The sequence below is a fragment of the Pseudomonas sp. URMO17WK12:I11 genome, from assembly GCF_007677725.1.
Taxonomy (GTDB): domain Bacteria; phylum Pseudomonadota; class Gammaproteobacteria; order Pseudomonadales; family Pseudomonadaceae; genus Aquipseudomonas.
In genome coordinates this window covers 15,017-41,426 of sequence record NZ_VEDF01000002.1, presented here as the reverse complement: position 1 = coordinate 41,426, position 26,410 = coordinate 15,017, and the positions used below count along the sequence as shown (strand labels likewise).

The 26,410-nt window shown below is 63.4% G+C and carries 22 protein-coding genes; 12 read left to right on the top strand and 10 right to left on the bottom strand.

Translation table 11 applies throughout. The features are described from left to right. Positions 1–24: 24 nt before the first annotated feature. The 8 genes from FS665_RS03485 to FS665_RS03450 form a co-directional block, all read right to left on the bottom strand. The gene (locus tag FS665_RS03485; protein ID WP_145183491.1) at positions 25–1,947 is read right to left on the bottom strand and encodes a PrkA family serine protein kinase; all 1,923 of its coding nucleotides are present in this window, start codon (positions 1,945–1,947) and stop codon (positions 25–27) included. Positions 1,948–2,230: 283 nt separating this feature from the next. Further along, positions 2,231–2,560, bottom strand: a complete 330-nt coding sequence (gene glpE, locus FS665_RS03480; protein WP_145183487.1) for a thiosulfate sulfurtransferase GlpE — start codon at positions 2,558–2,560, stop codon at positions 2,231–2,233. A gap of 14 nt (positions 2,561–2,574) precedes the next feature. Then, positions 2,575–3,441: a symmetrical bis(5'-nucleosyl)-tetraphosphatase gene (locus FS665_RS03475; protein ID WP_145183484.1), complete on the bottom strand. Its 867-nt coding sequence runs from the start codon at positions 3,439–3,441 to the stop codon at positions 2,575–2,577. Next, positions 3,441–3,821, bottom strand: a complete 381-nt coding sequence (gene apaG / locus FS665_RS03470) for a Co2+/Mg2+ efflux protein ApaG (RefSeq protein ID WP_145183481.1) — start codon at positions 3,819–3,821, stop codon at positions 3,441–3,443. Before apaG ends, FS665_RS03475 begins: the two co-directional genes overlap by 1 nt. Before the next feature lie 170 nt (positions 3,822–3,991). After that, the gene (gene rsmA / locus FS665_RS03465) at positions 3,992–4,792 is read right to left on the bottom strand and encodes a 16S rRNA (adenine(1518)-N(6)/adenine(1519)-N(6))-dimethyltransferase RsmA (protein ID WP_145183478.1); all 801 of its coding nucleotides are present in this window, start codon (positions 4,790–4,792) and stop codon (positions 3,992–3,994) included. Further along, the gene (pdxA, locus tag FS665_RS03460) at positions 4,789–5,778 is read right to left on the bottom strand and encodes a 4-hydroxythreonine-4-phosphate dehydrogenase PdxA (protein ID WP_145183475.1); all 990 of its coding nucleotides are present in this window, start codon (positions 5,776–5,778) and stop codon (positions 4,789–4,791) included. Before pdxA ends, rsmA begins: the two co-directional genes overlap by 4 nt. After that, a complete protein-coding gene (locus FS665_RS03455; RefSeq protein ID WP_145183472.1) occupies positions 5,775–7,094 on the bottom strand; it encodes a peptidylprolyl isomerase in 1,320 nt (439 codons plus the stop codon). Before FS665_RS03455 ends, pdxA begins: the two co-directional genes overlap by 4 nt. Beyond that, positions 7,075–9,906, bottom strand: a complete 2,832-nt coding sequence (locus FS665_RS03450) for an LPS-assembly protein LptD (protein ID WP_145183469.1) — start codon at positions 9,904–9,906, stop codon at positions 7,075–7,077. The genes FS665_RS03455 and FS665_RS03450 overlap by 20 nt, the downstream gene beginning before the upstream one ends. Positions 9,907–10,037: 131 nt before the next feature. On the opposite strand from FS665_RS03450, the gene FS665_RS03445 reads away from it, so the two are divergent. From FS665_RS03445 to FS665_RS03435, 3 genes are read left to right on the top strand one after another with little or no spacing between them, the layout of a single operon-like run. Further along, complete coding sequence (locus tag FS665_RS03445) at positions 10,038–11,057, top strand: aminoglycoside phosphotransferase family protein (RefSeq protein WP_145183466.1); 1,020 nt, start codon at positions 10,038–10,040, stop codon at positions 11,055–11,057. After that, complete coding sequence (gene murU, locus FS665_RS03440) at positions 11,054–11,725, top strand: N-acetylmuramate alpha-1-phosphate uridylyltransferase MurU (RefSeq protein WP_145183463.1); 672 nt, start codon at positions 11,054–11,056, stop codon at positions 11,723–11,725. The genes FS665_RS03445 and murU overlap by 4 nt, the downstream gene beginning before the upstream one ends. A 1-nt stretch (position 11,726) precedes the next feature. Further along, on the top strand, positions 11,727–12,491 hold the full coding sequence (locus FS665_RS03435) for a TerB family tellurite resistance protein (RefSeq protein WP_145183460.1): 765 nt from the start codon (positions 11,727–11,729) through the stop codon (positions 12,489–12,491). Between the two features lie 15 nt (positions 12,492–12,506). Here the strand turns inward: FS665_RS03435 and FS665_RS03430 are convergent, their stop codons facing one another. Then, positions 12,507–13,502, bottom strand: a complete 996-nt coding sequence (locus FS665_RS03430; RefSeq protein WP_145183457.1) for an alpha/beta hydrolase family protein — start codon at positions 13,500–13,502, stop codon at positions 12,507–12,509. 94 nt (positions 13,503–13,596) lie between these two features. On the opposite strand from FS665_RS03430, the gene FS665_RS03425 reads away from it, so the two are divergent. The 9 genes from FS665_RS03425 (at position 13,597) to trpE (ending at position 24,243) form a co-directional block, all read left to right on the top strand. Next, positions 13,597–15,984: a PAS domain S-box protein gene (locus FS665_RS03425; RefSeq protein WP_145183454.1), complete on the top strand. Its 2,388-nt coding sequence runs from the start codon at positions 13,597–13,599 to the stop codon at positions 15,982–15,984. Positions 15,985–15,994: 10 nt separating this feature from the next. Then, positions 15,995–16,624, top strand: a complete 630-nt coding sequence (locus FS665_RS03420) for a response regulator transcription factor (protein ID WP_145183451.1) — start codon at positions 15,995–15,997, stop codon at positions 16,622–16,624. A gap of 137 nt (positions 16,625–16,761) precedes the next feature. Beyond that, entirely contained in the window at positions 16,762–17,886 is a 1,125-nt protein-coding gene (locus FS665_RS03415; protein ID WP_145183448.1) for an ABC transporter ATP-binding protein, read from the top strand. 40 nt (positions 17,887–17,926) lie between these two features. After that, entirely contained in the window at positions 17,927–18,961 is a 1,035-nt protein-coding gene (locus tag FS665_RS03410; protein WP_145183445.1) for an ABC transporter substrate-binding protein, read from the top strand. Between the two features lie 60 nt (positions 18,962–19,021). Then, positions 19,022–20,269 carry an ABC transporter permease gene (locus FS665_RS03405; protein ID WP_145183442.1) on the top strand — a complete coding sequence of 416 codons (1,248 nt, stop codon included), beginning with the start codon at positions 19,022–19,024 and terminating at the stop codon, positions 20,267–20,269. A gap of 11 nt (positions 20,270–20,280) precedes the next feature. Beyond that, the gene (locus FS665_RS03400) at positions 20,281–21,108 is read left to right on the top strand and encodes an ABC transporter permease (protein WP_145183439.1); all 828 of its coding nucleotides are present in this window, start codon (positions 20,281–20,283) and stop codon (positions 21,106–21,108) included. Positions 21,109–21,201: 93 nt separating this feature from the next. Continuing rightward, positions 21,202–21,876: a ribulose-phosphate 3-epimerase gene (gene rpe, locus FS665_RS03395; protein WP_145183436.1), complete on the top strand. Its 675-nt coding sequence runs from the start codon at positions 21,202–21,204 to the stop codon at positions 21,874–21,876. Beyond that, positions 21,873–22,691, top strand: coding sequence for a phosphoglycolate phosphatase (locus FS665_RS03390; protein WP_145183433.1), 819 nt, complete (start codon positions 21,873–21,875; stop codon positions 22,689–22,691). The genes rpe and FS665_RS03390 overlap by 4 nt, the downstream gene beginning before the upstream one ends. Positions 22,692–22,761: 70 nt before the next feature. Further along, a complete protein-coding gene (trpE, locus tag FS665_RS03385; RefSeq protein ID WP_145183430.1) occupies positions 22,762–24,243 on the top strand; it encodes an anthranilate synthase component I in 1,482 nt (493 codons plus the stop codon). Positions 24,244–24,277: 34 nt separating this feature from the next. Here the strand turns inward: trpE and estP are convergent, their stop codons facing one another. After that, a complete protein-coding gene (estP, locus tag FS665_RS03380; RefSeq protein WP_145183427.1) occupies positions 24,278–26,182 on the bottom strand; it encodes an esterase EstP in 1,905 nt (634 codons plus the stop codon). Positions 26,183–26,410: the final 228 nt, after the last annotated feature.

The following is a 26,410-nucleotide window of genomic DNA, read 5'->3' as shown; positions in this document are numbered from 1 at the left end:
GCTTGCCGCTAGTAGCTCGCCTCTTTATTGCGATTTCCTGACCCGCAGGTACCATTCCGACAGCAGGCGCACCTGTTTGTCGGTATAGCCACGCTCCACCATCCGCGTGACGAAGTCGTTGTGTTTCTGTTGATCTTCCTTGCTGGCCTTGGCGTTGAAGCTGATGACCGGCAGCAGGTCCTCGGTGTTGGAGAACATTTTCTTCTCGATCACCACCCGCAGTTTTTCATAGCTGAGCCAGCTCGGATTCTTGCCGTTGTTGTTGGCGCGGGCACGCAGGACGAAGTTGACGATTTCGTTGCGGAAATCCTTCGGATTGCTGATGCCTGCAGGCTTCTCGATTTTCTCGAGCTCTTCGTTGAGGGCGATCCGGTTGAGGATTTCGCCAGTTTCCGGGTCGCGGTACTCCTGATCCTGGATCCAGAAGTCAGCGTAGAGCACATACCGGTCGAAGATGTTCTGGCCGTACTCGCTGTAGGATTCCAGGTAGGCAGTTTGAATTTCCTTGCCGATGAATTCGATGTAGCGCGGTGCCAGGTATTCCTTGAGGTAGCGCAGATAGCGTTCACGCACTTCGGCAGGGAATTGTTCCTGCTCGATCTGCTGCTCGAGCACATACAACAGGTGCACCGGGTTGGCGGCGACCTCATGCGGGTCGAAGTTGAATACCTTGGACAGAATCTTGAACGCGAACCGGGTCGACAGGCCGTTCATGCCCTCGTCCACGCCTGCTGAGTCGCGATACTCCTGGATCGACTTGGCCTTGGGGTCGGTGTCTTTGAGGTTCTCACCGTCGTACACGCGCATCTTGGAGTAGATGTTCGAGTTTTCCGGCTCCTTGAGGCGCGACAGCACGGTGAACTGGGCGAGCATCTTGAGTGTGTCTGGCGCGCAGTGCGCCTTGGACAGCGAACTGTTGATCAGCAGTTTGTCGTAGATCTTGATTTCGTCGCTGACGCGCAGGCAGTACGGCACCTTGACGATGTAGATCCGGTCGATGAATGCCTCGTTGTTCTTGTTGTTGCGGAAGGTGTGCCACTCCGATTCGTTGGAGTGCGCCAGCAGGATCCCGGAGTAGGGGATCGCGCCCAGGCCTTCGGTGCTGTTGTAGTTACCTTCCTGGGTGGCAGTGAGCAGCGGGTGCAGGACCTTGATCGGCGCCTTGAACATCTCGACGAATTCCATCAGGCCCTGGTTGGCCCGGCACAGTGCGCCCGAATAGCTGTAGGCGTCGGCGTCGTTTTGTGGAAATTCCTCGAGTTTGCGGATATCGACCTTACCCACCAGGGCCGAGATGTCCTGGTTGTTCTCGTCGCCAGGCTCGGTCTTGGCGATGGCGGTCTGGTTGAGGATCGAAGGGTAGAGCTTGACCACTTTGAACTTGCTGATGTCACCGCCGAATTCCTGCAGGCGCTTGGTGGCCCACGGGGACATGATGGTGTTCAGGTAGCGACGCGAAATACCGTATTCCTCTTCGAGGATGGCGCCGTCTTCGGTGGCGTTGAACAGACCCAGCGGCGATTCGAATACTGGCGAGTCCTTGATCGCGTAGAACGGCACCTTTTCCATCAGCTGCTTGAGTTTTTCGGCCAGCGACGACTTGCCGCCGCCTACCGGGCCCAGCAGATAGAGGATCTGTTTCTTCTCTTCCAGGCCTTGGGCGGCGTGGCGGAAGTAGGAAACGATCTGGTCGATGCACTCTTCCATGCCATGGAAGTCGGCAAAGGCCGGATACCGGCGAATCACCTTATTGGAGAAGATTCGCGACAGCCTGGAGTTGGTGGAGGTGTCGATCAGCTCTGGCTCACCGATGGCGAGCAGCAGCCGCTCAGCCGCCGATGCGTAGGCGCTGCGATCCTCTTTGCACAGCTCGAGGTACTCCTGCAGCGTGAGTTCTTCCTGACGCGTTGATTCGAAGCGGTTTTGGAAGTGGCTAAAAATACTCATGACGTCACCTCGCTCGATACGTGGAGACGACGCCGGATCAGTCAGCTGATGCTGGCATGCAATCGGCTTGGACCGACTGCTGTATACCCCCCAGAACACCTTGGAACGCTACCGATGACCCGCACGCCGGTGTACCGGCTCTCCCCTTTTTTGGATGGCCTGCGCTTAAGGATAGTTGGTTATCTGCAAGGTCAAGGGCGAGCGGGGAAGAAGTTGCCTGCTACCGTTCGTCAGGTAGGGTGCCAGCCCGCGTGGGGCGCGGGCTGCAGTCAAGATGAAAAAATTATTCGGCAGGCCCTTGGGCGGTTTCTGCAGGGTAGGTGGCGCGCCATAGCTCGAAGCCGCCATCGACGCTGTAGACGTCGGAAAACCCTTGCCCGACCAAGTAGGCTGCAGCGCTCTGGCTCGAATTGCCGTGATAGCAGACCACCAGGGTCGGCGCGTCCAGGTCGGCATTGCGGATGAAATCGGCCACCGAGTGGTTGTCCAGGTGCTGGGCCCCGGTGATGTGGCCGGCGGCGTAGGCTTGCGGGTCGCGAATGTCGACGACCACCGCACCTTGCGCGCGCAAGGCCAAGGCCTGCTCGGGAGGGATGCGTTTGAATTCGCTCATGGCTGGGCTTTCCTTCAGGTCTGATCGTTGAGTGTAGAGGTTGGCGCCAGCTGGCGCACGCTGCCGCCGTCGGCGCAGTCGCAGCGGTGGTAAGCGCCGGTGTCGACGTTGTACAGGGTCATGGCGCCGCCCCAGACGCAGCCGGTATCGAGGGCGATGACCCCGGGTTCGTCGACCTTGCCCTCCAGTGCGGCCCAATGGCCGAAGATGATGGTGACATGGCGTGAGCGGCGATCCTTGTGCGCATACCAGGGCTTGTAGCCCTTGGGCGCGCTGTCGAGGCCCTCCTTGCTCTTGAGGTCGAGCTTGCCGGTGGCGGTGCAGAAGCGCATGCGCGTGAAGTAATTGGTGATCACGCGCAAGCGCTCGACACCGCTCAGCTGCTTGCTCCACTTGTTCGGCTCGTTGCCGTACATGCCGTCCAGATAGAGCTTCAGCCGGTTGTCGTCGCGCAGTACCTGCTCGACTTCGGCGGCCAGCTTGAGTGCTTGGCCCAGGGTCCACTGCGGCGGGATACCGGCATGTACCAAGGCGATGCCGCGCGGTTCGTCGTAATGCAGCAGCTTCTGCTGGCGCAACCAGTCGAACAGCTGATCGGCGTCGGGCGCCTCGATGATTTCGCGCAGGGTGTCGCTTTTCTTGAGCCGTTCGACGTTATGCCAGGCGGCCAGCAGGTGCAGGTCATGATTGCCCAATACGCACACCAGGGCGTGGCGGATCGAATACAGGTAACGCAGGGTTTCCAGCGATTCCGGGCCACGATTGACCAGGTCGCCGACCAGCCACAGGCGGTCCACGGCCGGGTCGAAGTTGACCTCGGCGAGCAGGCATTTGAGCGGCTGCAGGCAACCTTGCAGATCACCGACGGCGTAGGTAGCCATCAGTGCAGCGCCCCAGGGACGGCGAGGCGGAACGGGGCGATTTCGGCTTCGAAGCGTTTGCCGTCTTCGGCGAACATTTCGTAGCTGCCCTGCATGGTGCCGACGCGCGTGCTGATCACAGCGCCACTGCTGTAGGTGTGGCTCATGCCAGGCTCGATCGTCGGTTGCTTGCCGACCACGCCGGCACCGCGTACTTCTTCGACTTCGCCGTCACCGTTGGTGATCAGCCAGTGGCGCGACAACAGCTTGGCTTTGACCGAGCCGTTGTTTTGCACGGTGATGGTGTAGGCGAAGGCATAGCGACTGCTTTCGGGGTCGGATTGATCTTTCAAATAACGGGTCACGACGCTGACGTCGATCTGATAGCGGGGGTCGGACATGCAAGGGCCTTGGGCGAACTGACGCAATGATGCAGTCTAGGCCATTGAGAGGGCGCAGGGCCAGCGGTGTGGGGCTTGGGTGACGTATAGCCAGCCCAGGTATCAGGCTGGGATGCGCGAAGGCCGGATCGCGGATCCGGCCTTCAGGCGAAGAGGCAGGGCAGAGCTGGTCAGCCTTGCTGATCGGCCAGCTGATCGGCCAGGCGCACGAAGGCGGCCAGGTCGAGCTGTTCGGGGCGCAGGCTGCCATCGACACCGGCAGCCTCGATGGCTGCGCTGTCGAGCAGGCCCTTGAGGGTGTTGCGCAGGGTCTTGCGGCGCTGGTTGAACGCTTCGCGCACCACCTGTTCGAGCAAGCGGGCATCCTTGGCCGGGTGCGGCAGCACCTCGTGAGGTACCAGGCGCACGATCGCCGAGTCGACCTTCGGCGGTGGGTTGAAGGCTCCAGGGCCGACGTTGAACAGGTGTTCGACGCGGCAGTGGTACTGCACCATGATCGATAGACGGCCCCAGTCGCCACCGCCTGGGCCGGCAGCCATGCGCTCGACCACTTCCTTCTGCAGCATGAAGTGCATGTCGCGAATCAGGCCGGCGTGGCTGAGCAGATGAAAAATCAGCGGGGTGGAAATGTTGTAGGGCAGGTTGCCGACCACCTTGAGGCTGCGTGCGGGCACTTCCAGCTGGTTGAAGTCGAACTTCAGCGCATCGCCCTGGTGCAGGCGGAAATTGCCGCGCCCGGCAAACTTGTGCTGCAGGATAGGCACCAGGTCCTTGTCCAGCTCCACCACGTCGAGCTGCGCGCCGCTGCCGAGCAAGCCTTCGGTGAGGGCGCCCTGGCCGGGGCCGATTTCCAGCAGGTGTTCGCCTGCCTTGGCGTTGATCGCCCGCAGAATGCGGTCGATGATGCCTGCGTCGTGCAGGAAGTTCTGACCGAAGCGCTTGCGCGCCCGGTGTTGGTAGTGCTCGTTCATGGTCGGTTCTCGGCCATCTGGTAGGCGGTTTGCAAGGCGACGCGCAGGCTGCCGGTGTCGACCTTGCCGCTGCCGGCCAGGTCCAATGCGGTGCCGTGGTCGACCGAGGTGCGGACGATCGGCAAGCCCAAGGTCACGTTCACGGCCGCGCCGAAACCCTTGTACTTGAGGACCGGCAAGCCTTGGTCGTGATACATCGCCAGCACTGCGTCGCAGTGCTCCAGATATTTGGGGGTAAACAGGGTATCGGCCGGCAGCGGGCCGCGCAGGTCCATGCCCTCGCGGCGCAGACGGGCCAGTGTCGGCTCGATGATGTCGATTTCTTCGCGGCCGAGATGGCCGCCTTCCCCGGCATGCGGATTGAGGCCGCAGACCAGGATGCGCGGATTGGCGATGCCGAACTTGTCGCGCATGTCAGCATGCAGGATGCGGGTCACGCGTTCCACGCGCTCGGCAGTGATCGCTTCGGCGATGTCACGCAGCGGCAGGTGCGTGGTCACCAGGGCCACGCGCAGACCGTGGGTGGCCAGCATCATCACCACCTGGGCGGTGCCGGTGAGTTCGGCAAGAAACTCGGTATGGCCGGAAAACGCGATGCCACTTTCGTTGATCACGCCTTTGTGCACCGGTGCGGTGATCATCCCGGCGAAATCGCCATCCAGGCAACCTTGCCCGGCGCGGGTCAGGGTCTGCAGCACGAATGCGGCGTTGGCGCTGGCCAGTTGTCCGGCCACCACGGGCACTGCCAGCGGGGTATCCCAGACGTACAGGCCGCCAGCAGGGGCCGGCTGATCAGGCCACTGGCCCGGGCCGACCGGCAGCAGGCTGACGTCCAGCCCCAGCTGCGTGGCCCGCTCGGCGAGCAGGTCGCGGCTGGTGATGGCGATCAGGGGATGGGGCTGGGCGTCTGCGGCGAGCAGCAGGCACAGGTCGGGGCCTATGCCGGCTGGTTCACCGGGGGTGACGGCGAAGCGCAGGGGCTTCACTGTGCAGCCTGGTCGGCGCCAGGCAGCTTGATTTCAACGTAGGCTTCGTCGCGGATCTGGCGCAGCCAGGTCTGCAGCTCTTCGTCGTACTTGCGGTTGCGCAACACGTTCAGTGCTTGTTGTTCACGCGCCTGCTCGGTGCTGTCGGTGGCGCGACGGCCGAGTACTTCCAGGACGTGCCAGCCATACTGGGTCTTGAACGGCTTGGTCACCACGCCTTGTTGGGCGTTGGCCATTTGCTCGCGGAACTCCGGCACCAGGCTGTTCGGGTCGACCCAATTGAGGTCGCCGCCGTTGAGCGCCGAACCTGGGTCTTCCGAGAAGCTTTTCGCCAGTTCGGCGAAGTCTTCGCCATTCTGGATGCGCTCATACAGGCGCTCGGCCAGCTGCTCGGTCGCCGCCTCGCTGCGGATCTCGCTCGGTTTGATCAGGATATGACGCACGTGGACTTCGTCACGCAGCACGTTCTCGCCGCCACCGCGCTTCTCCTCGAGCTTGAGGATGATGAAGCCGTTGGGGATACGGATGGGCTGGGTGATTTCACCCACCGGCATGCTGCTGAGCATCTTGGCGAAATCAGGTGGCAGCTGAGCGGCTTTACGCCAGCCCATCTCACCGCCTTCGAGTGCGTTCTCGCTCGCCGAGTTGGCGATCGCCAGCTGCGCGAAGTCAGCGCCCTGACGCAGTTGCTGGTAGAGATCACCGATCTTGCGCGCGGCCTTCTGAATGTCGTCGGAGTTGGCGGCTTCCGGGGTCGGGATCAGGATGTTGGCCAGGCGATAGTCTTCCGACATCTGCATCTTGCCGAGGTCGGAAGCGAGGAAGTTCTTCACCTCCTGCTCCGACACCTGAATGCGCTCGGCCACGCGACGCTGGCGCACGCGGCTGATGATCATCTCGCGCTTGACCTGCTCGCGGGCGTCGTCGAACGACAGGCCGTCACGGGACAGGGCGGCGCGGAACTGCTCCAGGGACATGCCATTGCGCTGGGCAATGGTGCCAAGGGCCTGGTTCAGTTCCTCGTCGGTGATGCGGATGCCCGAACGTTCGCCGATCTGCAGCTGCAGGTTCTCGACGATCAGGCGTTCCAGCACCTGCTGCTCCAGTGCGCCGGTCGGCGGTACGCCGCCGCCGCGCTTGGCGATGGTCTGCTGCACCTCGTGGACGCGCTGGTCCAGTTGGCTCTGCATGACCACGTCGTTGTCGACGATGGCCACCACGCGGTCGAGGGGTTGTACCGCGGCATGCACCGCGCCACTCAGCAATGCAGCGCCCAGCAACACCGGGCGCAGTCGATCAATAAGCTTGGTCTTCACGTGTACGATAACCTTGAATGCCTTGGTCGAGGAACGATTCGACTTTATTGCCCACAACGCCGCCGAGGCCTTTGAGCACGATCTGCAGGAAGATGCCGTGGTCGCCTTTTTCGTTCTGTGGCGTGGCCTGGCTGAAGTCGTCGTAGTCGATCCAGTAACGGTTGATCAAGCGAAGCTTCCAGCAGCAGTTGTCGTACTCGAAACCGCCCATGGCTTCCAGGGTACGGTTACGGTTGTAGTCATGCTGCCAGCGTGCAATCACGCTCCACTGCGGCACGATCGGCCAGATGACCGAGAAGTCGTGCTGCTGGATCTTGTAGTAATCCTTGATGTAGTTCGGATCGCCCGGCGTACCGTAGTCGCCGCCGCCCACTTTCCAGGTACCGGTGGTGGAGTCGTAGGCGATGGTGTCGTTGCGGTAGCGATAACCGAGGTTGACCACCTTGTTCGGGTTGTCTTCCGGCTGGTAGTGGAACATCGCACTGGCCGAACGGGTGCTGCTGCTGTCCGGATCCCAGTTGAAGTCCGAATTGAAGCGCCAGTCGCGGTTGAAGTAGTAGTTGTACACCAGGGCGTACGGCGACACGTCCGACTGCGCATCGCTGCGGGTGCGGTAGTCGATGCCTGGCAACTGGACCTTGCGGTCCTTGAAGTAGTAGGCCTGGCCGATGCTGAAGTTCTGCCGCTCGAAGCCGTTTTCCTCGATCCAGCGGGTGGTCACACCCAGCGACAGCTTGTTCTCGTCGCCGATGCGGTCGGTGCCGGAGAAGCGGTTGTCGCGGAACAGCGAATCGTAGCTGAACAGCGTTTCGCCCGAGTCGAACAGCGGAATGTCTTTCTGGTCCTTGTACGGGACGTAGAGGTAGAACAGGCGCGGTTCGAGGGTTTGGCGATAGTTGGTGCCGAACAACGAGGTGTTGCGGTCGAAGTACAGGCCGCTGTCGATCGAGGCGATCGGGATATCGCGGTTCAGGGTGCTGTTGTAGCTGCCATAAGCAGGATTGGCCGACTGTGCGATGGCCTGCGCCTTGCCCTGACTATCCAGGTCAAGGTCGTAGTGCGTGTAGGCGTACTTGAGCTTCGGCGTGATGTAGCCGTAGCTTGCCGTCATCGGCAGGCTCATCGAAGGGGCGAAGTTCAGGCGCGTACCGTTGGCGCGTGCGATGCCGCTGATGTTCTCGTCCAGACGCTTGCCGCCAAGCACATTGCCGTTGGCATCGCGGACCACGCCGGCAGTAAAGTCGGGGTTACCATCCTTGTCGAACACCAGATCGTCTTTGAGATCGCGATCAAAGCGTACCGCTTCAGTCTCGTAGGCGAAGTTCAGACCACCCGGCTGGAACGGCAGCACGCCGTCGAGGGTGATCTGTGGCAGCTTGTTGTACGGGGTAATCTGCGACACGGTCGCCATTTCGTACGCCTGTGCGTTCAAGCGGGCGGTGTAGCTATCGCCACGCCAGGTCAGGGCGCCTTGCTGGTTGACCATATCCTGGCTCTTGACCCCGAGCTGGTCGGTTTCCAGGTCCTGGAAGTAGAACGGGTCGCTGATGTCGGTGTAGTCGACTTCGGTCAGCAGGCGCGAATCCAGGCCGCCTTTGTGCTGCCAGTTGATCATCCAACGCTGTTTCTCGTAGTCGGTCTGATCTTTGCGGTCGTCGCTCTTGTCGTTGAGGTACGCACCGCCGAACTGACCTTCGCTGCTTTCGGTCAGGTAGCGGAACTCGCCTTCCATCAGCATGCCGCGCTTGGTCATGTAGCGCGGGTACAACGTGGCGTCGTAGTTCGGGGCCAGGTTGAAGTAGTACGGCGTCACCAGCATGAAGCCGGTGTCGCTGGTGCTGCTGAACGACGGCGGCAGGAAACCGGACTGGCGACGGTCGTCGATCGGGAAGTAGATGTACGGTGTGTAGAACACCGGGAAATCCTTGACCCGCAGGGTGACGTTGGTCGCCGTACCGAAGCCGGTGGCCGGGTTCAAGGTGATGTTGTTGCCCTTGAGCTGCCAGGCGTTGCTGCCAGGTTCGCACGTGGTGTACGTACCGTCCTTCAAGCGGATGATGGCGTTTTCGCCACGCTTGGCGTACAGGGCGTTGCCGCGGATGTGCGACTTGTGCATCACGTATTCGGCGTTGTCGACCTGGGCCTCGCCCGTGTCGAGCTGGATTTGCGCCTGGTCACCGACGACCAGCGAGCCGTTGTCGCGAATGCGCACATTGCCCTTGAGCTCGCCGCGGTTTTCGGTCTGGTACAGGTTGGCCTCGTCGGCCTCGGCCTGCATGCTGCCCTGGCGCATGACCACGTCACCGGCCAGGGTAGCGATCTGCTGCTCCTGCTGGTACTTGGACACCTTGGCGTTGATGTAGGTGGGCGACTCGTCCTTGGGCGTGTTGTCGGCCATGCCTGGACGGGTCGGCTCGATATAGGCACCGCCGCAGTACGGGCCGGTTTCGGCCAGCTGCGCGGCAGTGAGCTTGTCCCGTGGTACCCAGTCGAGGTGGCTGTAGTCTTCGCTGCGCGACTTCAGGCCGCGGCCCTTGGCCTCGGTGACCAGCACCGGCTTGTCAGCGCTTTCGGCTTCGGCGGGCGCAGCTTCGCTGCCCGACGCAAGTGCCGCACCGTCATGTACCGGGCGCGGAGGCAGGTTGTTCACGGGTGCCTTGGGCTTGCAGTCCCAACCACCGGAGGCGGACACTTGGCAGTCGAACTGCTCGGCTGCCACCACGTAAGAGGTGGCCAGAGGTTGCAGGGCCAGCAGACCGCCGGTTACCAGCAACGGGAACTTTCTACGAAACGCGGGGGATTTCAATGCCATCTTATTAGTCCGGGCTTCCTGCGTGCCATCTGCCCGCGTGTGGGGGCCGCACGCCTCTCGATGGTCTGAAAAAGATGCTGGATAATAAAGCATGACCCGCTTGACGGCTAGGGCCGTCGGAGACCCTTGTAATGCCTGAACACGATGTACGCCTGCAACACCTGACGGTCTGGCTCGACGAGCAGCTCGATCGGCTTTACCGCGACAACGCCTGGGGCGCCGTGCCCGCAGGCAGTCTGACCGCCGCCAGCAGCGACGCCAGTTTCCGCCGTTACTTCCGTTGGCAGGGTGCCGGGCGCAGTTTCGTGATCATGGACGCGCCACCGCCCCAGGAAAACTGCCGACCGTTCGTCGCCATCGATCATCTACTCGCCAGCGGCGGCGTGCATGTCCCGCACATCCATGCCCAGGACCTGGAGCGCGGCTTCCTGCTGTTGGGCGACCTGGGCCACCAGACCTACCTGGACATCATCCAGGACGACAACGCCGACGCCCTGTTCGCCGACGCTATCGAGGCGCTGCTAGCCCTGCAGCGCCTGCCGCTGGACGGGCCATTGCCCAGCTACGACGAAGCCCTGCTGCGCCGCGAAGTCGAGCTGTTCCCGCAGTGGTATGTCGAGCATGAACTCGGCCGCACCTTCACCGCGGCGCAACAGGCCAGCTGGCAGCGCGTCACCCAACTGCTGATCGACAGCGCCCTGGCCCAGCCCAAGGTGCTGGTGCATCGCGACTACATGCCGCGCAACCTGATGCACAGTGCGCCCAACCCTGGCGTGCTGGATTTCCAGGACGCGGTCTACGGCCCGGTCACCTACGACATCACCTGTCTGTTCAAGGACGCGTTCCTCAGCTGGCCGCAAGCGCGGGTCGAAACCTGGCTGCGCAGTTATTGGGACCAGGCGCGCAGCGCCGGTATTCCGGTCCAGGCGTCGTTCGAGGCGTTCCAGCGTGCCAGCGACCTGATGGGCGTGCAGCGCCATTTGAAGGTCATCGGCATCTTTGCGCGGATTTGCCACCGCGACGGAAAACCACGTTATGTGGCCGACGTCCCGCGTTTCTTCGCCTATATAGATGAAGTGATCAGCCGTCGTCCCGAGCTTGCCGAGCTCGGCCAGCTGATTGCCGAGTTGCAAGCCGGAGTGCATGAATGAAGGCGATGATTCTTGCGGCAGGCAAAGGCGAGCGCATGCGCCCGCTGACCTTGCATACCCCCAAACCCCTGCTGCCGGTGGCCGGCCAGCCGCTGATCGAATACCACCTGCGGGCGCTGGCCGCTGCCGGCTTCCAGGAGGTGGTGATCAATCATGCCTGGCTGGGTCAGCAGATCGAGGCGCACTTGGGCGACGGTAGCCGTTTTGGCCTGCACATCCGTTACTCGCCCGAAGGGGAGCCGCTGGAAACTGGCGGCGGCATTTTCCAGGCATTGCCGCTGCTGGGCGAGCAACCCTTCGCCCTGATCAACGGCGACGTGTGGACCGATTACGATCTGGCCCGGTTGCGTGCGCCCTTGCAGGGCCTGGCGCACCTGGTGCTGGTGGACAACCCTGGCCATCATGGGCGCGGCGATTTTCGCCTGCAGGGCGGGCAGGTCAGCGATGGCGATCAAGCTCCTGGCACCTTGACCTTCAGCGGCCTGTCCGTGCTGCACCCGGCGCTGTTCGAAGGCTGCCAGGCGGGGGCATTCAAGCTCGCGCCGCTGTTGCGTCAGGCGATGGCTGGCGGTCAGGTCAGTGGCGAACACTACCGTGGGCAGTGGGTCGATGTCGGCACCGTGGAGCGCCTGGCCGAAGCCGAGCGCTTGATCGGCGAGCGCGCCTGAGATGTGGTGGCCAGGCACGCTAATCGGACTCGGCGCAGGCTTCGCCGTCGCCAGTATCCCGGGCGCGTTGCTCGGTGGCCTGCTCGGCCAGGCCATGGACCGGCGCCTGCGCGTGCAGGGCTGGACTGACCTGCGCGAGCGCCTCAGTGGGCGTCCGGCGCTGGCTGACGATGAGCTGCTCTTCGTGCTGCTGGGGCGGCTGGCCAAGAGCGACGGCCGGGTTGTCGAGCAGCATATCCAGCAGGCCCGCCAGGAAATGCTGCGCCTGGACATGGCCGAAGCGGCGCGACTGCGAGCGATTGCTGCGTTCAACCGCGGCAAGGCCGGTAAAGATCGGCTCAGCGGGCACTTGCGGCGGATCCGTCAACAGCCGCATGCGGCCGAGGGCACCTTGCGTGCTTGTTGGCGCATGGCCTGGGCCGATGGCAAGGCCGGTCGGCATGAACGTGAGCTGCTGTTGGATTGGGGGCACGCCCTGGGCCTGAGCCGGCGCCAGGTGCAGGCGATGTCGCAGGAGTATGAGCCGCGCAAGGCCCCGCTGACGGCGGGCGTGATGACCTACGCCAGCGCGCTGCGCTTGCTCGGGGTCCAGGCCGACACCGAGATCGACCAGCTCAAGCAGGCGTATCGACGCTTGGTAAGCCGCCATCACCCGGACAAACTGGCTGGCAGTGGCGCGACCGAGGCGCAGGTGCGTGAGGCCACCGAGCGCACCCGCGAGCTGCACCAGGCCTATGCCCTGGTGCGCAAGCGGCGGGGCCTGTAAACCCCGCCGGCCGTCTTACTGCTGCGGGCTCATCCAGCCCCTGACCCGGCGAAACAGCTGTTCCTGCTCGCCGGCCTTGTTGGCCGGCATGGCGATCAGCGACAACTGTTTGTAGTGGCTGTCTTTCTGGCGTTTGCTGGCTTGCAAGCGCTGCATGGCTGCATGCCGGTCGACGGTGCGAGTGGCGAAGTACAAATCGGCCGTAGGGACCTTCAGGGTAGGGGTCAGGCTCAGCAGGTCGTGCTCGACCCGCGCTGGCGTTTGCGCCGCGATCATCACCAGTTTCTGTACCTGCGGCGGTTGTTTCTCGCTCAGGTAACGGGCGGCCCAGTAAGCCCCGCTGCCATGGCCGATCAACACGATACTGCGGGCATTGTGTTGCTGCGCGTAGGCCACCGCGGCGTCGAGGCGGGCGAAGATACGCTCGGCGTCGGCCTGATCATTCTGCTCGCTGGCCTGCTCGGCGTCGGTGCCTTGTGCGACCTCGGCATCGGCGGCGGTGGCCTGGGCGACATTGGCGTTGGCATCGGCCGGCGTGTCCTTGACCGGCGCGCTCTCGCCCGCGGCCGGCTCGGGCGCAGCGGCAGGTGTGGCTTCCACGCGCGCCTGCGGCGCGTCGGCGAGCAGGTCGGGCAGGCTCACGCTCAGGCTGTGCCAGCCGAAGTCAGGGAATTTGCGTCGCAGCGGGCCGACCGCATCGGGCCAGTCGGCATTTTCGCCAGCGCCGGGCACGATGATCACCGCGCCCTGGGGATCGCTGTCGTTGGCCGGCTTCCACAGCGCGAGAAAAGGCTCCGCGCCGGCTTGCAGGGTTTGCTGCTCGGCTTTGGGCAAGCGTCGCTCCAAGGCCTGGGCGTCTTCCTGGCTGCGCTCGAGCAGCGGCGGGCGGGTAGCGGGAGCGGCGGCTTCAGCGGCCGCTTCGGGTGTTTCGGCATCGGCGGCCAGCGCGCCGAGTGGCAGTAGCGAGGCCAGGCAGCACATTGCCAGCGTCGTGCGATAAAGTGTCAACATGAATCAACCCAAGGCCAGAATGATACCGGCAGCCTAATAGTATTTGCCCGCGACGGCCATGCTGCATGGCCGTCCTTGCCAGACGAGCGTGTGGATGAAGCGATTGCGTCGCCTTGTGGTTATCGGCTGGTTGTGCCTGCCCTTGATCGCCCTGGCCAGGGCAGAAGGGCCCGCGCCTGTGGTCCTGGAACCTGCCCAGCAACAGTGGCTCGACAGCCACCGCAGCTTGCGGGTCGGCGTGGTGCTGCAGGCGCCTTACGTGCAGTTCGACCGCCGCCTGCAGCAGCTCTATGGGGCCAACGTCGAACTGGTCAACTGGCTGGCGCAGGCGCTGAAGCTGGACCTGACCTGGCGCAACTTCGCCGACCAGGCGAGCCTTGAACATGCCCTGCAGGCGGGTGAGATCGACTTCGCTCCAGGCCTTACCCAGACCCCGTCCAGCTTGCGCTTGTGGCTATTCAGCGACCCGTACATGCGGGTACCGCAACTGGTGGTGGGGCCGCGTACCGGGGCGATGGCGGTGGAGTTGGAAAAACTCGATGGGCAAACCCGTGTGGCGGTGCGCATGCCCAGCGGCCTGGCCGATTACCTGCGCGGCAACTACAGCGGGCTGAATCTGCAAGGGGTGCCCAGCGAGCGCGAGGCCTTGCAGGCGGTGCTCGGTGGCCAGGCCAGTTACGCGGTGCTCGATGAAGCGCAGTTGAGCCGGTTGTCTCGCGAAAGCGAGTTCGCCGAGTTGGTGGTGGTCGGTGACATCGGCCTGCCACAGTTGCTGCGCATCGCCTCACGGCGCGACTGGCCAGTGCTGGCTGAAGTGCTCGAGCGCGCGCTGCAAGCGGTGCCCGCCAAGCAGCTGGAGCAATTGCACCAACGCTGGCTGCAACCCAAATACCCGCGCCTGAGTGAGTCGCCTGGGTTCTGGCAGAACCTCGCCTTGCTGTTTGGCCTGTTGCTGCTCTGCGCCCTGGCAACGCTAGTGTGGCAGCGCCGTCAGCAACTGCAGCTCGAGCACAGGCTGCTGACCGCACGCGAGAATCTGCGCGAGCGGCAGGGCCGTGAAGAGGCGCTGCGCTTGAGCCAGTTCGCCATCGACCAGAGCACCGTGGGCATTCTCTGGGTCAACTGGGACAGCCACGTGCGCTATGCCAACCAGGCGGCGCAAGCGATGCTCGGCTATGCCGAAGGCCAGTTGCTGGAGCGGCCATTGGGCGATTTCGAGCCGAACCTGAGCATGGATCGCTGGCTCGAGCTGTGGAAGGATGCCCGCGCAGGCGTCAGTGGTGCGCGCCGCTTCGAAAGCCACTGCCGGCGCGCCGACGGTGTGTTGCTACCGGTCGAGCTGTCATTGAGCTTCCTGCGGTTTCGCGATGCCGAATACCTGGTGGTGTACCTGGCCGACGTCACCGAGCGCCATCGCGCCCTGGCAGCACTGCGTGAAAGCGAGGCGCGCCTGAAGGGGATTGCTGGCAACGTGCCGGGCCTGGTGTTTCGCTTGGAACCAGCGCCGGCCGAGGGCGAGCCGGAGTTTCCCTATATCAGTGAAGGCAGCGAGGCACTGGTCGGCTATACCCCAGCACAGATCCAGCACCCGCAGATGGGCCTGCGCAATCTCGTGCACCCTGACGACCGGGCTGACTACCATCAGGTCCAGGACCTGGCCATCGCCCGTCATCAGGACTGGTCCTGGCAAGGCCGCATGCTCACCCGTCAGGGCGAGCTGCGCTGGGCCGACATCAAGGCCAGTGCCCGCCGCCTGGCCAGCGGCCGGGTGGTGTGGGACGGTATCGTCTGGGACATCACCCAAGGCAAGCGCGCCGAGCTGGCCTTGGCCCGCTCTCAGGAACAACTGCGCGAGCTGTCGGCGCACCTGGAAAGCGTTCGCGAAGAAGAAAAAGCCCGTATCGCCCGTGAAGTGCACGATGAACTGGGGCAGATGCTCACGGTGCTCAAGCTGGAAGTGTCGATGTGCGAGCTGGCATTCGCCGACCTCGACCCGGCGCTACGCGAGCGCCTTGACAGCATGAAGCGTTCGATCGCCCAGCTGTTTCAACTGGTTCGAGACGTGGCCAGCGCACTGCGCCCGCCGATCCTCGACGCGGGCATCGCCTCGGCGGTCGAATGGCAGGCGCGGCGGTTCGAGGCGCGTACGCAGATTCCCTGTCTGGTCCAGGTGCCGGACAATCTGCCAGCATTGAGCGATGCGAAAGCCACAGGCCTGTTCCGCATCCTGCAGGAGGCGCTGACCAATGTGATGCGCCATGCCCACGCGCATAGCGTGGAAATCGAGCTGGTGCGCGAGCAAGCGCACCTGCGCCTGAGCATCAGCGATGATGGAGCAGGTTTCAGCCAGGCTCAGCCCCGGCCTGCCTCGTTTGGCCTGGTGGGTGTGCGCGAGCGGGTGCTGATGCTCGGCGGCAGCATGGCGCTGCACAGCGAACCGGGCGAGGGCACTCGCCTGAGCGTGACCATTCCCTTGGAGTAGGAGAGCAAGCGTGATACGAGTGCTGGTGGCTGAAGACCACACCATTGTCCGGGAAGGCATCAAGCAATTGATCGGCCTGGCCAAGGACCTGCAGGTGGTGGGTGAAGCCGGAAATGGCGAGCAGCTGCTCGAGGCGTTGCGCCATACGCCGTGTGAAGTGGTGCTGCTGGATATTTCGATGCCAGGGGTCAATGGTCTGGAGGCGATTCCACGGATCCGTGCGCTGCACGATGCACCGGCGATCCTGATGCTGTCGATGCACAACGAGGCGCAGATGGCTGCCCGCGCGCTGAAGGCCGGCGCCGCTGGCTATGCCACCAAGGACAGCGACCCTGCGCTGTTGCTGACGGCGATTCGCCGGGTGGCCGGTGGCGGGCGCTACATCGACCCGGCGCTGGCCGACCGCATGGTCTTCGAGGTGGGGCTGACCGAAAGCCGGCCGTTGCATACGCTGTTGTCGGAGCGGGAATTTTCCGTGTTCGAGCGCCTGGCCCAGGGCGCCAACGTCAACGACATCGCCCAGCAGCTGGCGCTATCGAGCAAGACCATCAGCACCCACAAGGCGCGGTTGATGCAGAAGCTCAAGGTCAACTCGTTGGCCGAACTGGTCAAGTACGCCATGGAGCACAAGCTGATTTGACGGTGCTGCTGTAGGGCAATCCCTACAGCAAATCTTCCAGATGGACCAAGCGATTCTCTCAGCAGCGCCGATTTTCGGGCGTCCCCGGCTCTTCTAATCTTGTGCGTACGCAGTCATTCCAAGAAGAAGGTGCAGGCATGAGCGAGGCCAATTCGAACGCTGCCAGCGGCGAGACGCTGGTCAGCTTCCGTGGTGTGCAGAAGAGCTACGACGGCGAATCGCTGATCGTCAAAGACCTCAACCTGGACATTCGCAAAGGTGAATTTCTCACCTTGCTCGGCCCTTCCGGGTCGGGCAAGACCACCAGCCTGATGATGCTGGCCGGCTTCGAAACCCCCACTGCCGGCGAAATTCAGCTGGCGGGGCGCTCGATCAACAACGTGCCGCCGCACAAGCGTGACATCGGCATGGTGTTCCAGAACTACGCATTGTTTCCGCACATGACCGTGGCCGAGAACCTGGCCTTCCCCTTGAGCGTGCGCAACCTGAGCAAGACCGACATCAGCGAGCGGGTCAAGCGGGTGCTCAACATGGTCCAGCTCGATGCCTTCGCCCAACGCTATCCCGGCCAGCTTTCCGGTGGCCAGCAGCAGCGCGTCGCGCTGGCCCGGGCACTGGTGTTCGAGCCGCAGTTGGTGCTGATGGACGAGCCGCTGGGCGCGCTCGACAAGCAACTGCGCGAACACATGCAGATGGAAATCAAGCACATCCACCAGCGCCTGGGCGTGACCGTGGTCTACGTCACCCATGACCAGGGCGAAGCCCTGACCATGTCCGATCGGGTGGCGGTGTTCCATCAGGGCGAGATCCAGCAGATTGCTGACCCGCGCACGCTTTATGAAGAACCACGCAACACCTTCGTCGCCAACTTCATCGGCGAGAACAACCGCCTCAACGGCACGCTGCTGGCCAGTGACGGCAAGCGCTGCCAGGTGCAGTTGGCCCGCGGTGAGCGCGTCGAGGCCCTGGCGGTGAACGTCGGCCAGGCGGGCGAACCGGTGACCCTGTCGATACGCCCCGAGCGTGTGCGCCTCAACGGCCACAGCGAGCGCTGCGTGAACCGCTTCTCCGGTCGGGTGGCCGAGTTCATCTACCTGGGTGACCACGTGCGCGTGCGCCTTGAGGTGTGCGGCAAGACCGACTTCTTCGTCAAACAGCCGATCGCCGAACTCGACCCGGCCCTGGCGGTGGGCGATGTGGTTCCGCTGGGCTGGGAGGTGGAGCACGCGCGCGCGCTTGATCCGATCGCCGAGGCCCATTGATCGATTGCTTCACCAACCCTGAACTGTGGAGAAAACAATAATGCGCAAGCAGTTGAAACTGACCGCCCTGGCCCTCGGCCTGTGCGCCGCCGGCCAAAGCATGGCGGCGGACCTGACCGTGGTGTCTTTCGGCGGGGCCAACAAGGCAGCCCAGGTCAAGGCGTTCTATGAGCCGTGGGAAAAGGCCGGCAAAGGCAAGATCGTCGCTGGCGAATACAACGGCGAGATGGCCAAGATCAAGGCCATGGTCGACACCAAGAGCGTGTCGTGGAACCTGGTGGAGGTTGAATCGCCCGAGCTGGCCAGGGGCTGTGACGAAGGCCTGTTCGAAGAGCTCGACCCGGCGCTGTTCGGTAACGAGGCCGACTACGTCAAAGGTGCCATCCAGCCGTGCGGTGTTGGCTTCTTCGTCTGGTCCACGGTGCTCGCCTACAACGCTGACAAGCTCAAGACGGCGCCTACCAGTTGGGCGGACTTCTGGGACACCAAGCAATTCCCGGGCAAACGCGGCCTGCGCAAGGGCGCCAAGTACACCCTGGAATTCGCCTTGATGGCCGATGGCGTGGCACCCAAGGATGTCTACCAGGTACTCGCCACCAAGGAGGGCGTGGACCGCGCCTTCAAGAAACTCGATGAGCTAAAGCCGAGCATTCAGTGGTGGGAAGCGGGCGCCCAGCCGCCGCAATACCTGGCCTCCGGTGACGTGGTCATGAGCTCGGCCTACAACGGCCGCATCGCCGCCGTGCAAAAGGAAAGCAACCTCAAGGTGGTGTGGAACGGCGGCATCTACGACTTCGACGCCTGGGCGATTCCCAAGGGTGCCAAGGATGCCGAGCAGGCCAAGCAGTTCATCGCCTACACCGTGCAGCCTGAGCAACAGAAGACCTACTCGCAGAACATCGCCTACGGCCCGGCCAACGCCAAGGCCGTGCCCCTGCTGGATGATGCGGTGAAGAAAGACATGCCGACCACACCTGAGAACATCGCCAACCAGGTGCAGATCGACGTGGCCTTCTGGGCCGATAACAGCGAGCAGCTGGAGCAACGCTTCAACGCCTGGGCGGCGAAGAAGTAATACCACCGGGAAGCGGGGCTGCCAGGCAGCCCCGTCTCAGCCTGTTTCGCGGAGTTCGCCATGGCCATCGCAGTGCCCCTCAATGAAGGCGCAGGTCCAAGTCTCAAGCAGCGCCTCAAGCGTGCCGAGCGGGTCAACCGCTGGAAAGCGCAGGCGTTGATCGCGCCGCTGGCGCTGTTTCTGTTGCTGGTGTTTCTGGTGCCGATCGCGGCGCTGCTGTACAAGAGCGTGGCCAACCCTGAAGTGGTCAATGGCCTGCCGCGTACCGTCGAGCTGATTAGCCAATGGGATGGCAAGAGCCTGCCTGGCGAAGACGTCTACAAAGCCTTGAGCCAGGACTTGGCCGAATCGCGCAAGCAGCAGACCTTGGGTGACCTTTCCAAGCGCCTGAACATGGAGCTGGCCGGCTACCGCAGCTTGCTGGCCAAGACTGCACGGGCGCTGCCGTTCAAGGCCGAGCCGAGCTCGTACAAGGAGGCCCTCCAGGCGCTCGACGAGCGTTGGGGCGACCCGGCCTATTGGCAGGCGATCCGCCGCAACACCAGCGCGACCACCTCGTTCTACCTGCTCGCCTCGCTGGATCACCGTATCGATGACCTTGGCGAGCTGGCCAAGGCCACGCCCGACCAGGCCATCTACCTGGATATCTTTGCCCGCACCCTGTGGATGGGCGTGGTGATCACCGCCATCTGCCTGGTGCTGGCCTATCCACTGGCCTACCTGCTGGCCAACCTGCCGACCCGGCAAAGCAACTTGCTGATGATCCTGGTGCTGTTGCCGTTCTGGACCTCGATTCTGGTGCGGGTGGCGGCCTGGATCGTGCTGTTGCAGTCCGGTGGCTTGATCAACAGTGCGCTGATGGCGATGGGTATCATCGATCAGCCGCTGGAGTTGGTGTTCAACCGCACCGGGGTGTACATCTCGATGGTGCATATCCTGCTGCCGTTCATGATCCTGCCGTTGTACAGCGTGATGAAAGGCATCTCGCCGAGCTACATGCGGGCGGCAATTTCCCTGGGCTGCCATCCGTTCGCCAGCTTTTGGCGGGTGTATTTCCCGCAGACCTACGCAGGCGTGGGCGCCGGTTGCCTGCTGGTGTTCATTCTGGCTATCGGCTACTACATCACCCCGGCGCTGCTCGGCAGCCCCAACGACCAGATGGTCAGCTACTTCGTCGCCTTCTACACCAACACCAGCATCAACTGGGGCATGGCCACGGCCCTGGGAGGCTTGCTGTTGCTGGCGACCGTGCTGTTGTACCTGATCTATAGCTGGCTGGTCGGTGCCAGCCGCCTGCGCCTAAGCTGAGGACCCATCAGATGCTGAGCCCCTACATGTCGCCCGTCGAACGGGTATGGTTCTACAGCCTGCGCATTCTCTGCGGCCTGATCCTGTTGTTTCTGGTGCTGCCGGTACTGGTCATCGTGCCTTTGTCATTCAACAGCGGCAGTTTCCTGGTCTATCCGCTGCAGGGTTTCTCACTGCAGTGGTATCAGGATTTCTTCGCCTCGGCTGAGTGGATGCGGGCATTGAAGAACAGCGTCATCGTCGCCCCAGCGGCCACCGTGCTGGCCATGGTGTTCGGTACCTTGGCGGCCATTGGCCTGACCCGCGGCGATTTTCCCGGCAAGTCGCTGGTGATGGCGCTGGTGATTTCGCCCATGGTGGTACCGGTGGTGATCATTGGTGTGGCCAGCTACCTGTTTTTCGCGCCGCTGGGCCTGGGTAACAGCTTCGTTTCGTTGATTGTGGTGCATGCGGTGCTGGGCGTGCCGTTCGTCATCATCACCGTGTCGGCGACCTTGCAGGGCTTCAACTACAACCTGGTACGGGCAGCCGCCAGTCTCGGGGCTTCGCCGCTGCTGACCTTCCGTCGGGTGACCCTGCCCTTGATCGCCCCAGGCGTCATCTCCGGCGCTTTGTTCGCCTTTGCGACTTCGTTCGACGAGGTGGTGGTGACGCTGTTTCTCGCCGGGCCTGAACAGGCCACCTTGCCGCGGCAGATGTTCAGCGGCATCCGTGAAAACCTCAGTCCGACCATTGCCGCCGCGGCGACCTTGCTGATCGCATTCTCGGTCGTGCTGTTGCTGACCCTGGAGTGGTTGCGCGGACGCAGCGAAAAGCTGCGTACCCAACAACCTGGCTGATGCGCGGACGCCATCGGGGTTGATACCAATCAGCCCCGAGGCGTTTGCCTGAGTTACAATGCGCGCCACCGTGATTCTGCCAACAGGTGCGCCATGCAGCCCTACGCTATTGCCCCCTCCATTCTGTCTGCCGATTTCGCTCGTTTGGGCGAGGATGTCGACAAAGTCCTGGCCGCAGGCGCCGACATCGTTCACTTCGATGTGATGGACAACCACTATGTACCGAACCTGACCATTGGCCCGATGGTGTGCAGCGCGTTGCGCAAATACGGTGTGACTGCGCCGATCGACGTGCACCTGATGGTCAGCCTGGTCGACCGCATCATCGGCGACTTCATCGAGGCCGGCGCCACCTACATCACCTTCCATCCCGAAGCCTCGCAGCATGTCGACCGTTCGCTGCAGCTGATCAAGGACGGCGGTTGCAAGGCCGGCCTGGTGTTCAACCCGGCCACCAGCCTGGATGCCCTGAAGTACGTGATGGACAAAGTCGACATGGTGCTGCTGATGAGCGTCAACCCAGGCTTTGGCGGGCAGAAGTTCATCCCCGGCACCCTCGACAAACTGCGCGAAGCCCGCGCCCTGATCGATGCCAGTGGCCGCGACATCCGCCTGGAAATCGACGGCGGCGTCAACGTCAACAACATCCGTGACATCGCCGCCGCTGGCGCCGATACCTTCGTTGCCGGCTCGGCGATCTTCAATGCGCCGGACTATCAGCAAGTGATCGCCAAGATGCGCGCCGAACTGGCCCAGGCCCGCCCATGAGCGGCTTCGAGCAGCTGTTCCCAGGGACGCTGCCCAGGTTGGTGATGTTCGATCTGGACGGTACCCTGATCGACTCGGTGCCCGACCTGGCTGCCGCCGTGGACCGCATGCTGCTCGAACTCGGCCGCCCACCGGCAGGCCTCGAGGCTGTGCGCCACTGGGTGGGCAACGGTGCGCCGGTGCTGGTGCGCCGTGCCCTGGCCGGCGGCCTGGAGCATGATCAGGTGGACGACGCGCTGGCCGAGCAGGGCCTGGCGCTGTTCATGGAAGCCTACGCGCAAAGCCATGAGCTCACCGTGGTCTACCCTGGGGTCAAGGACACCCTGCGCTGGTTGCAGAAGCAGGGTGTGGAGATGGCGCTGATCACCAACAAGCCCGAGCGTTTCGTCGCGCCGCTGTTGGACCAGATGAAGATTGGCCGGTATTTCCGCTGGATCATCGGCGGCGATACCTTGCCGCAGAAAAAGCCAGACCCGGCAGCGCTGTTGTTCGTCATGCAGATGGCCGGGGTCAGCCCCCAGCAGGCATTGTTCGTCGGCGATTCGCGCAGCGATGTGCAGGCGGCGAAGGCGGCCGGCGTGCAGTGCGTGGGCTTGACCTACGGCTACAACCATGGCCGGCCGATCAGCGATGAAACGCCCAGCCTGGTGGTCGATGATCTGCGCGCGCTGCTGCCCGGTTGCGCAGACCCGGCCACTGGGATAACGTTGGCGGACCTTCAAGCCTCCCCAGACAGAGAGTCTCCCGTGGCGGTCACTGGCAAATTGTGGATGAAAGTCATCAAGGCCCTGGCCCGTTGGCGCTGGCGCGCCTGACTCCTGCCCGCCGGCGCCCGCCGGCCCGTCCGCTTGCCCGACCCTACTGCTGCTTGCCACGAGGCTACTGATGACCCGCGAAGAATTCCTGCGCCTGGCCGCTGCCGGCTACAACCGCATTCCCCTGGCCTGTGAAACCCTGGCTGACTTCGACACACCGCTGTCGATCTACCTCAAGCTGGCCGATCAGGCCAACTCTTACCTGCTCGAGTCGGTGCAAGGCGGCGAAAAGTGGGGCCGTTACTCGATGATCGGCCTGCCGTCGCGCACGGTGATGCGCGTCCATGGCTACCGCGTGAGCATTCTGCAGGACGATGTGGAAGTCGAAAGCCATGAGGTCGAAGACCCACTGGCCTTCGTCGAGCAGTTCAAGGACCGCTACAAGGTCGCTGACATCCCTGGCTTGCCGCGCTTCAACGGCGGCCTGGTCGGTTACTTCGGCTATGACTGCGTGCGCTACGTGGAAAAACGCCTGGGTGCCAGCCCCAACCCCGATCCTTTGGGGGTGCCCGATATTCTGCTGATGGTGTCTGACGCCGTGGTGGTGTTCGACAACCTGGCGGGCAAGATGCACGCCATCGTGCTGGTCGATCCGGCCGAGGAGCAGGCCTACCAACACGGCCAGGCGCGCTTGCAGACGCTGCTGGAAACCCTGCGCCAGCCGATCACGCCACGGCGTGGCCTTGACCTCAGCGGGCCGATGGCCGCAGAGCCGGAGTTTCGCTCCAGCTATACCCGTGACGACTATGAAGAGGCGGTTGGCCGGATCAAGGAGTACATCCTCGCCGGCGATTGCATGCAGGTGGTGCCGTCGCAGCGCATGTCGATCGACTTCAAGGCGGCGCCTATCGACTTGTACCGGGCGCTGCGCTGCTTCAACCCGACGCCCTACATGTACTTCTTCAACTTTGGCGATTTCCACGTGGTTGGCAGTTCGCCTGAAGTGCTGGTGCGGGTCGAGGACAACCTGGTGACCGTCCGGCCAATTGCCGGCACTCGCCCACGTGGTGCAACCGAAGAAGCCGATCGGGCGCTGGAAGATGACCTGCTGTCCGATGACAAGGAAATCGCCGAGCACCTGATGCTGATCGACCTGGGCCGCAACGATGTGGGCCGCGTGTCTTCGACCGGTAGCGTGCGCTTGACTGAAAAAATGGTCATCGAGCGCTACTCCAATGTGATGCACATCGTCTCCAACGTCACCGGGCAGTTGCGCGAAGGGCTGACGGCGATGGATGCGCTGCGTGCCATTCTGCCGGCCGGGACCCTATCCGGGGCGCCGAAGATCCGCGCCATGGAAATCATCGACGAGCTCGAGCCGGTCAAGCGTGGCGTGTATGGCGGCGCCGTGGGCTATTTTGCCTGGAACGGCAACATGGACACCGCGATCGCCATTCGTACTGCCGTGATCAAGGACGGTGAGCTGCACGTGCAGGCCGGTGGCGGCATCGTCGCGGACTCGGTGCCGGCGTTGGAATGGGAAGAGACCATCAACAAGCGCCGGGCCATGTTCCGCGCGGTGGCGCTGGCCGAGCAGACCTGCGCCAAGTGAGTGGGTTGGGGCCGCTCGCGCGGCCCCGGCGATCTCAGAAATCGATGCTGACGCCCACGCTGACTCCTTGCTGGGTCAGCTCGTCACTTCTGCGCCAGTTGTAGTTGCCGCGCAGGTGCACCCCCGCCACCAGCTCATGGCTGATGCCCAGGCTCGCGCGAGTCAGATCGCTGTGCGGTGTATAGCCGGCCAAGGTGAAATCATTGGCGGGTAGGCTGGTCAGGTGCAGTGTCACATCCTGCTGGTCATCCTCGAACTCGTGCTCCTGCGCCACCTCGGCGAACAGGTGAGTGCTGGGCACCAGTTGCACGCTGCCGAGCAGGCCCACGCCCAGACGCCGTGACGTGTGTTCCTGATCATCGACGCCCAGAGCTGTTGCCCGGCCGCTCTTTTCCGCGTAGCCGTCGACCTTGACGCGCGCGTAATCGGCGCTGATGAACGGAGCCAGTTGCCAGCGGCTGCTGTCCGCTGCCAGGTTGTAACCCAGTCGCGCGGTCATGGCCCAGGCTTCGCCATCGGTATCGCCTTTTTCGCTGCGCGCGTTGGTGCCCAGGGCGAAGGTGCGCTTGAGGTCCCGGTAATCCAGGTGCCCGGCGCTCAGCGCCGCATCGGCCCACCAGCGATCCTGCCTGAACTGGGCGAAGGCGCTGGCCAGGTAGCTGTCGAGTTTGTAGTCCGAATCCTGCGCGCCCGCTTCCAGTTTCTGCCGGTAGACGCCGCCAGCAAGGCCAAGGCGCCAGGCGTCGTTCAACCGATAACTGCCGCCTACGGTCAGGTTGTAGCCGCGCCCGTCGGCACTGGCGGCGCTGCCTTGGTCATCGAAGTCGAGATCCTGGGCGCCAGTGCTGACGAACGCCTGCCATTGGCCAACCGGCTGCCAAGGTGTTTGCCATTGGCTGCGCAGTTCATCCTGGTGGGCGCGCAGGCTGGCATGGGCCATTTCCGGCAGCAACGTCAGCTCCCACGGTGCGGCGATGATCGAGTAGGCGTAGTCGGCGATCAATTGCTGGCCAGCGATGGTGGGGTGCACCGAGTCGTTGAACAGCAGCTTGGTCGGGTCGGGATTGCTGCTGTTGAGCCCGTAGAGCGGATTTTCCACGCAGCTGTCACCGCTGAAGCAGGTGCCGACCAAGTCCTGTCCTGCCGCCAGACCGAACTGCGTCGGGCTGGCCAGGGCTTCGCTCAGCAGCACGGGGATATTCAGCGGGATGATCTGGGCGTCGACCTGGCGCAGCTGGCGGGTAAGCGCCTGGTTGAACACGCCGGACAGCTGGCTCAGGGCGTTTTGTTGGGGGGTGCCGCTGAAGTTCGGGGTTTGCCCGAGATCGGGCAGCAGCCAGACCATGATGTAGCGCGCGCCGCCTTGCTGCAGGGCCTGGGCGCTGGCCGCCAACCGGGCGCCGGCCGCAGCAGCGGTGGCGGGGCTGTTGACCAGGCCTTGGAGGAAGTCGTTACCGCCGCCAGTCAGGTAATACAGCGCATTGGGGTCTGCCCGCAGGCCATTGGCCAGGTAGCCGGGCTTGTCGCGCAGCACCAGGCCTGGGAACAGCGCTGTATTGGGCGGCAGCACGGTCTTGGAGGTGGTGGTGATCGACTCGAGAATCTGCTGGGTGGTGTAGCCGCCCACGGCCCAGTTGTTGCCGTCTGCCAAGCCGAGCGCGCGATAGGTGGGCGAGGTCGAAGGGCCCAGTTCGGTCGGGCTGACGCCCAGTTGGCTGCCCAGGATCATCGGCGAGACCGGCGCAAAATTGCCTGCGGCGTCGCGGTTGGTGAAGCGCATGCCCAAGGTGCCGCCGGTCAGGTCGGGGAATTGCCCGGCATCGCTCAGGCTGTCGCCGAACACGATCAAGCTGGAGTAGGGCGAAGGGGCAGCAAAGGCCTGGCTGCAAGCCAGTGCCAGGGAAGCGAGGGTGAAGCGTATCAGCGGTGCTTTTCGCATCGTTCAACATCCTTTTCGTTGTTTTTATGAGGACTAGCCGCACGACCATAGCAAATCGCCGGGCATCCCTTCCAAGTCCATTCGTTTCCCGGTGTTTGGGGCATATTGCGCCCGCCGCCCCGGTAGGCTACTGTGCGTGCAAGTATGTGCGAGACCTACCCTGTGTTGATCGTCAGCAAACTCTTGATGCGCGTAATCAAGGCCCACGCCCGTTGGCGTTGGCGCGCC

Coding starts and splice junctions, on each gene's coding strand:
- FS665_RS03485 (WP_145183491.1), bottom strand. CDS start 1,947: ATGAGTATTTTTAGCCACTTCCAAAACCGCTTCGAATCAACGCGTCAG.
- glpE (WP_145183487.1), bottom strand. CDS start 2,560: ATGAGCGAATTCAAACGCATCCCTCCCGAGCAGGCCTTGGCCTTGCGC.
- FS665_RS03475 (WP_145183484.1), bottom strand. CDS start 3,441: ATGGCTACCTACGCCGTCGGTGATCTGCAAGGTTGCCTGCAGCCGCTC.
- apaG (WP_145183481.1), bottom strand. CDS start 3,821: ATGTCCGACCCCCGCTATCAGATCGACGTCAGCGTCGTGACCCGTTAT.
- rsmA (WP_145183478.1), bottom strand. CDS start 4,792: ATGAACGAGCACTACCAACACCGGGCGCGCAAGCGCTTCGGTCAGAAC.
- FS665_RS03450 (WP_145183469.1), bottom strand. CDS start 9,906: ATGGCATTGAAATCCCCCGCGTTTCGTAGAAAGTTCCCGTTGCTGGTA.
- FS665_RS03445 (WP_145183466.1), top strand. CDS start 10,038: ATGCCTGAACACGATGTACGCCTGCAACACCTGACGGTCTGGCTCGAC.
- murU (WP_145183463.1), top strand. CDS start 11,054: ATGAAGGCGATGATTCTTGCGGCAGGCAAAGGCGAGCGCATGCGCCCG.
- FS665_RS03435 (WP_145183460.1), top strand. CDS start 11,727: ATGTGGTGGCCAGGCACGCTAATCGGACTCGGCGCAGGCTTCGCCGTC.
- FS665_RS03430 (WP_145183457.1), bottom strand. CDS start 13,502: ATGTTGACACTTTATCGCACGACGCTGGCAATGTGCTGCCTGGCCTCG.
- FS665_RS03425 (WP_145183454.1), top strand. CDS start 13,597: ATGAAGCGATTGCGTCGCCTTGTGGTTATCGGCTGGTTGTGCCTGCCC.
- FS665_RS03415 (WP_145183448.1), top strand. CDS start 16,762: ATGAGCGAGGCCAATTCGAACGCTGCCAGCGGCGAGACGCTGGTCAGC.
- FS665_RS03410 (WP_145183445.1), top strand. CDS start 17,927: ATGCGCAAGCAGTTGAAACTGACCGCCCTGGCCCTCGGCCTGTGCGCC.
- FS665_RS03405 (WP_145183442.1), top strand. CDS start 19,022: ATGGCCATCGCAGTGCCCCTCAATGAAGGCGCAGGTCCAAGTCTCAAG.
- FS665_RS03400 (WP_145183439.1), top strand. CDS start 20,281: ATGCTGAGCCCCTACATGTCGCCCGTCGAACGGGTATGGTTCTACAGC.
- rpe (WP_145183436.1), top strand. CDS start 21,202: ATGCAGCCCTACGCTATTGCCCCCTCCATTCTGTCTGCCGATTTCGCT.
- FS665_RS03390 (WP_145183433.1), top strand. CDS start 21,873: ATGAGCGGCTTCGAGCAGCTGTTCCCAGGGACGCTGCCCAGGTTGGTG.
- trpE (WP_145183430.1), top strand. CDS start 22,762: ATGACCCGCGAAGAATTCCTGCGCCTGGCCGCTGCCGGCTACAACCGC.
- estP (WP_145183427.1), bottom strand. CDS start 26,182: ATGCGAAAAGCACCGCTGATACGCTTCACCCTCGCTTCCCTGGCACTG.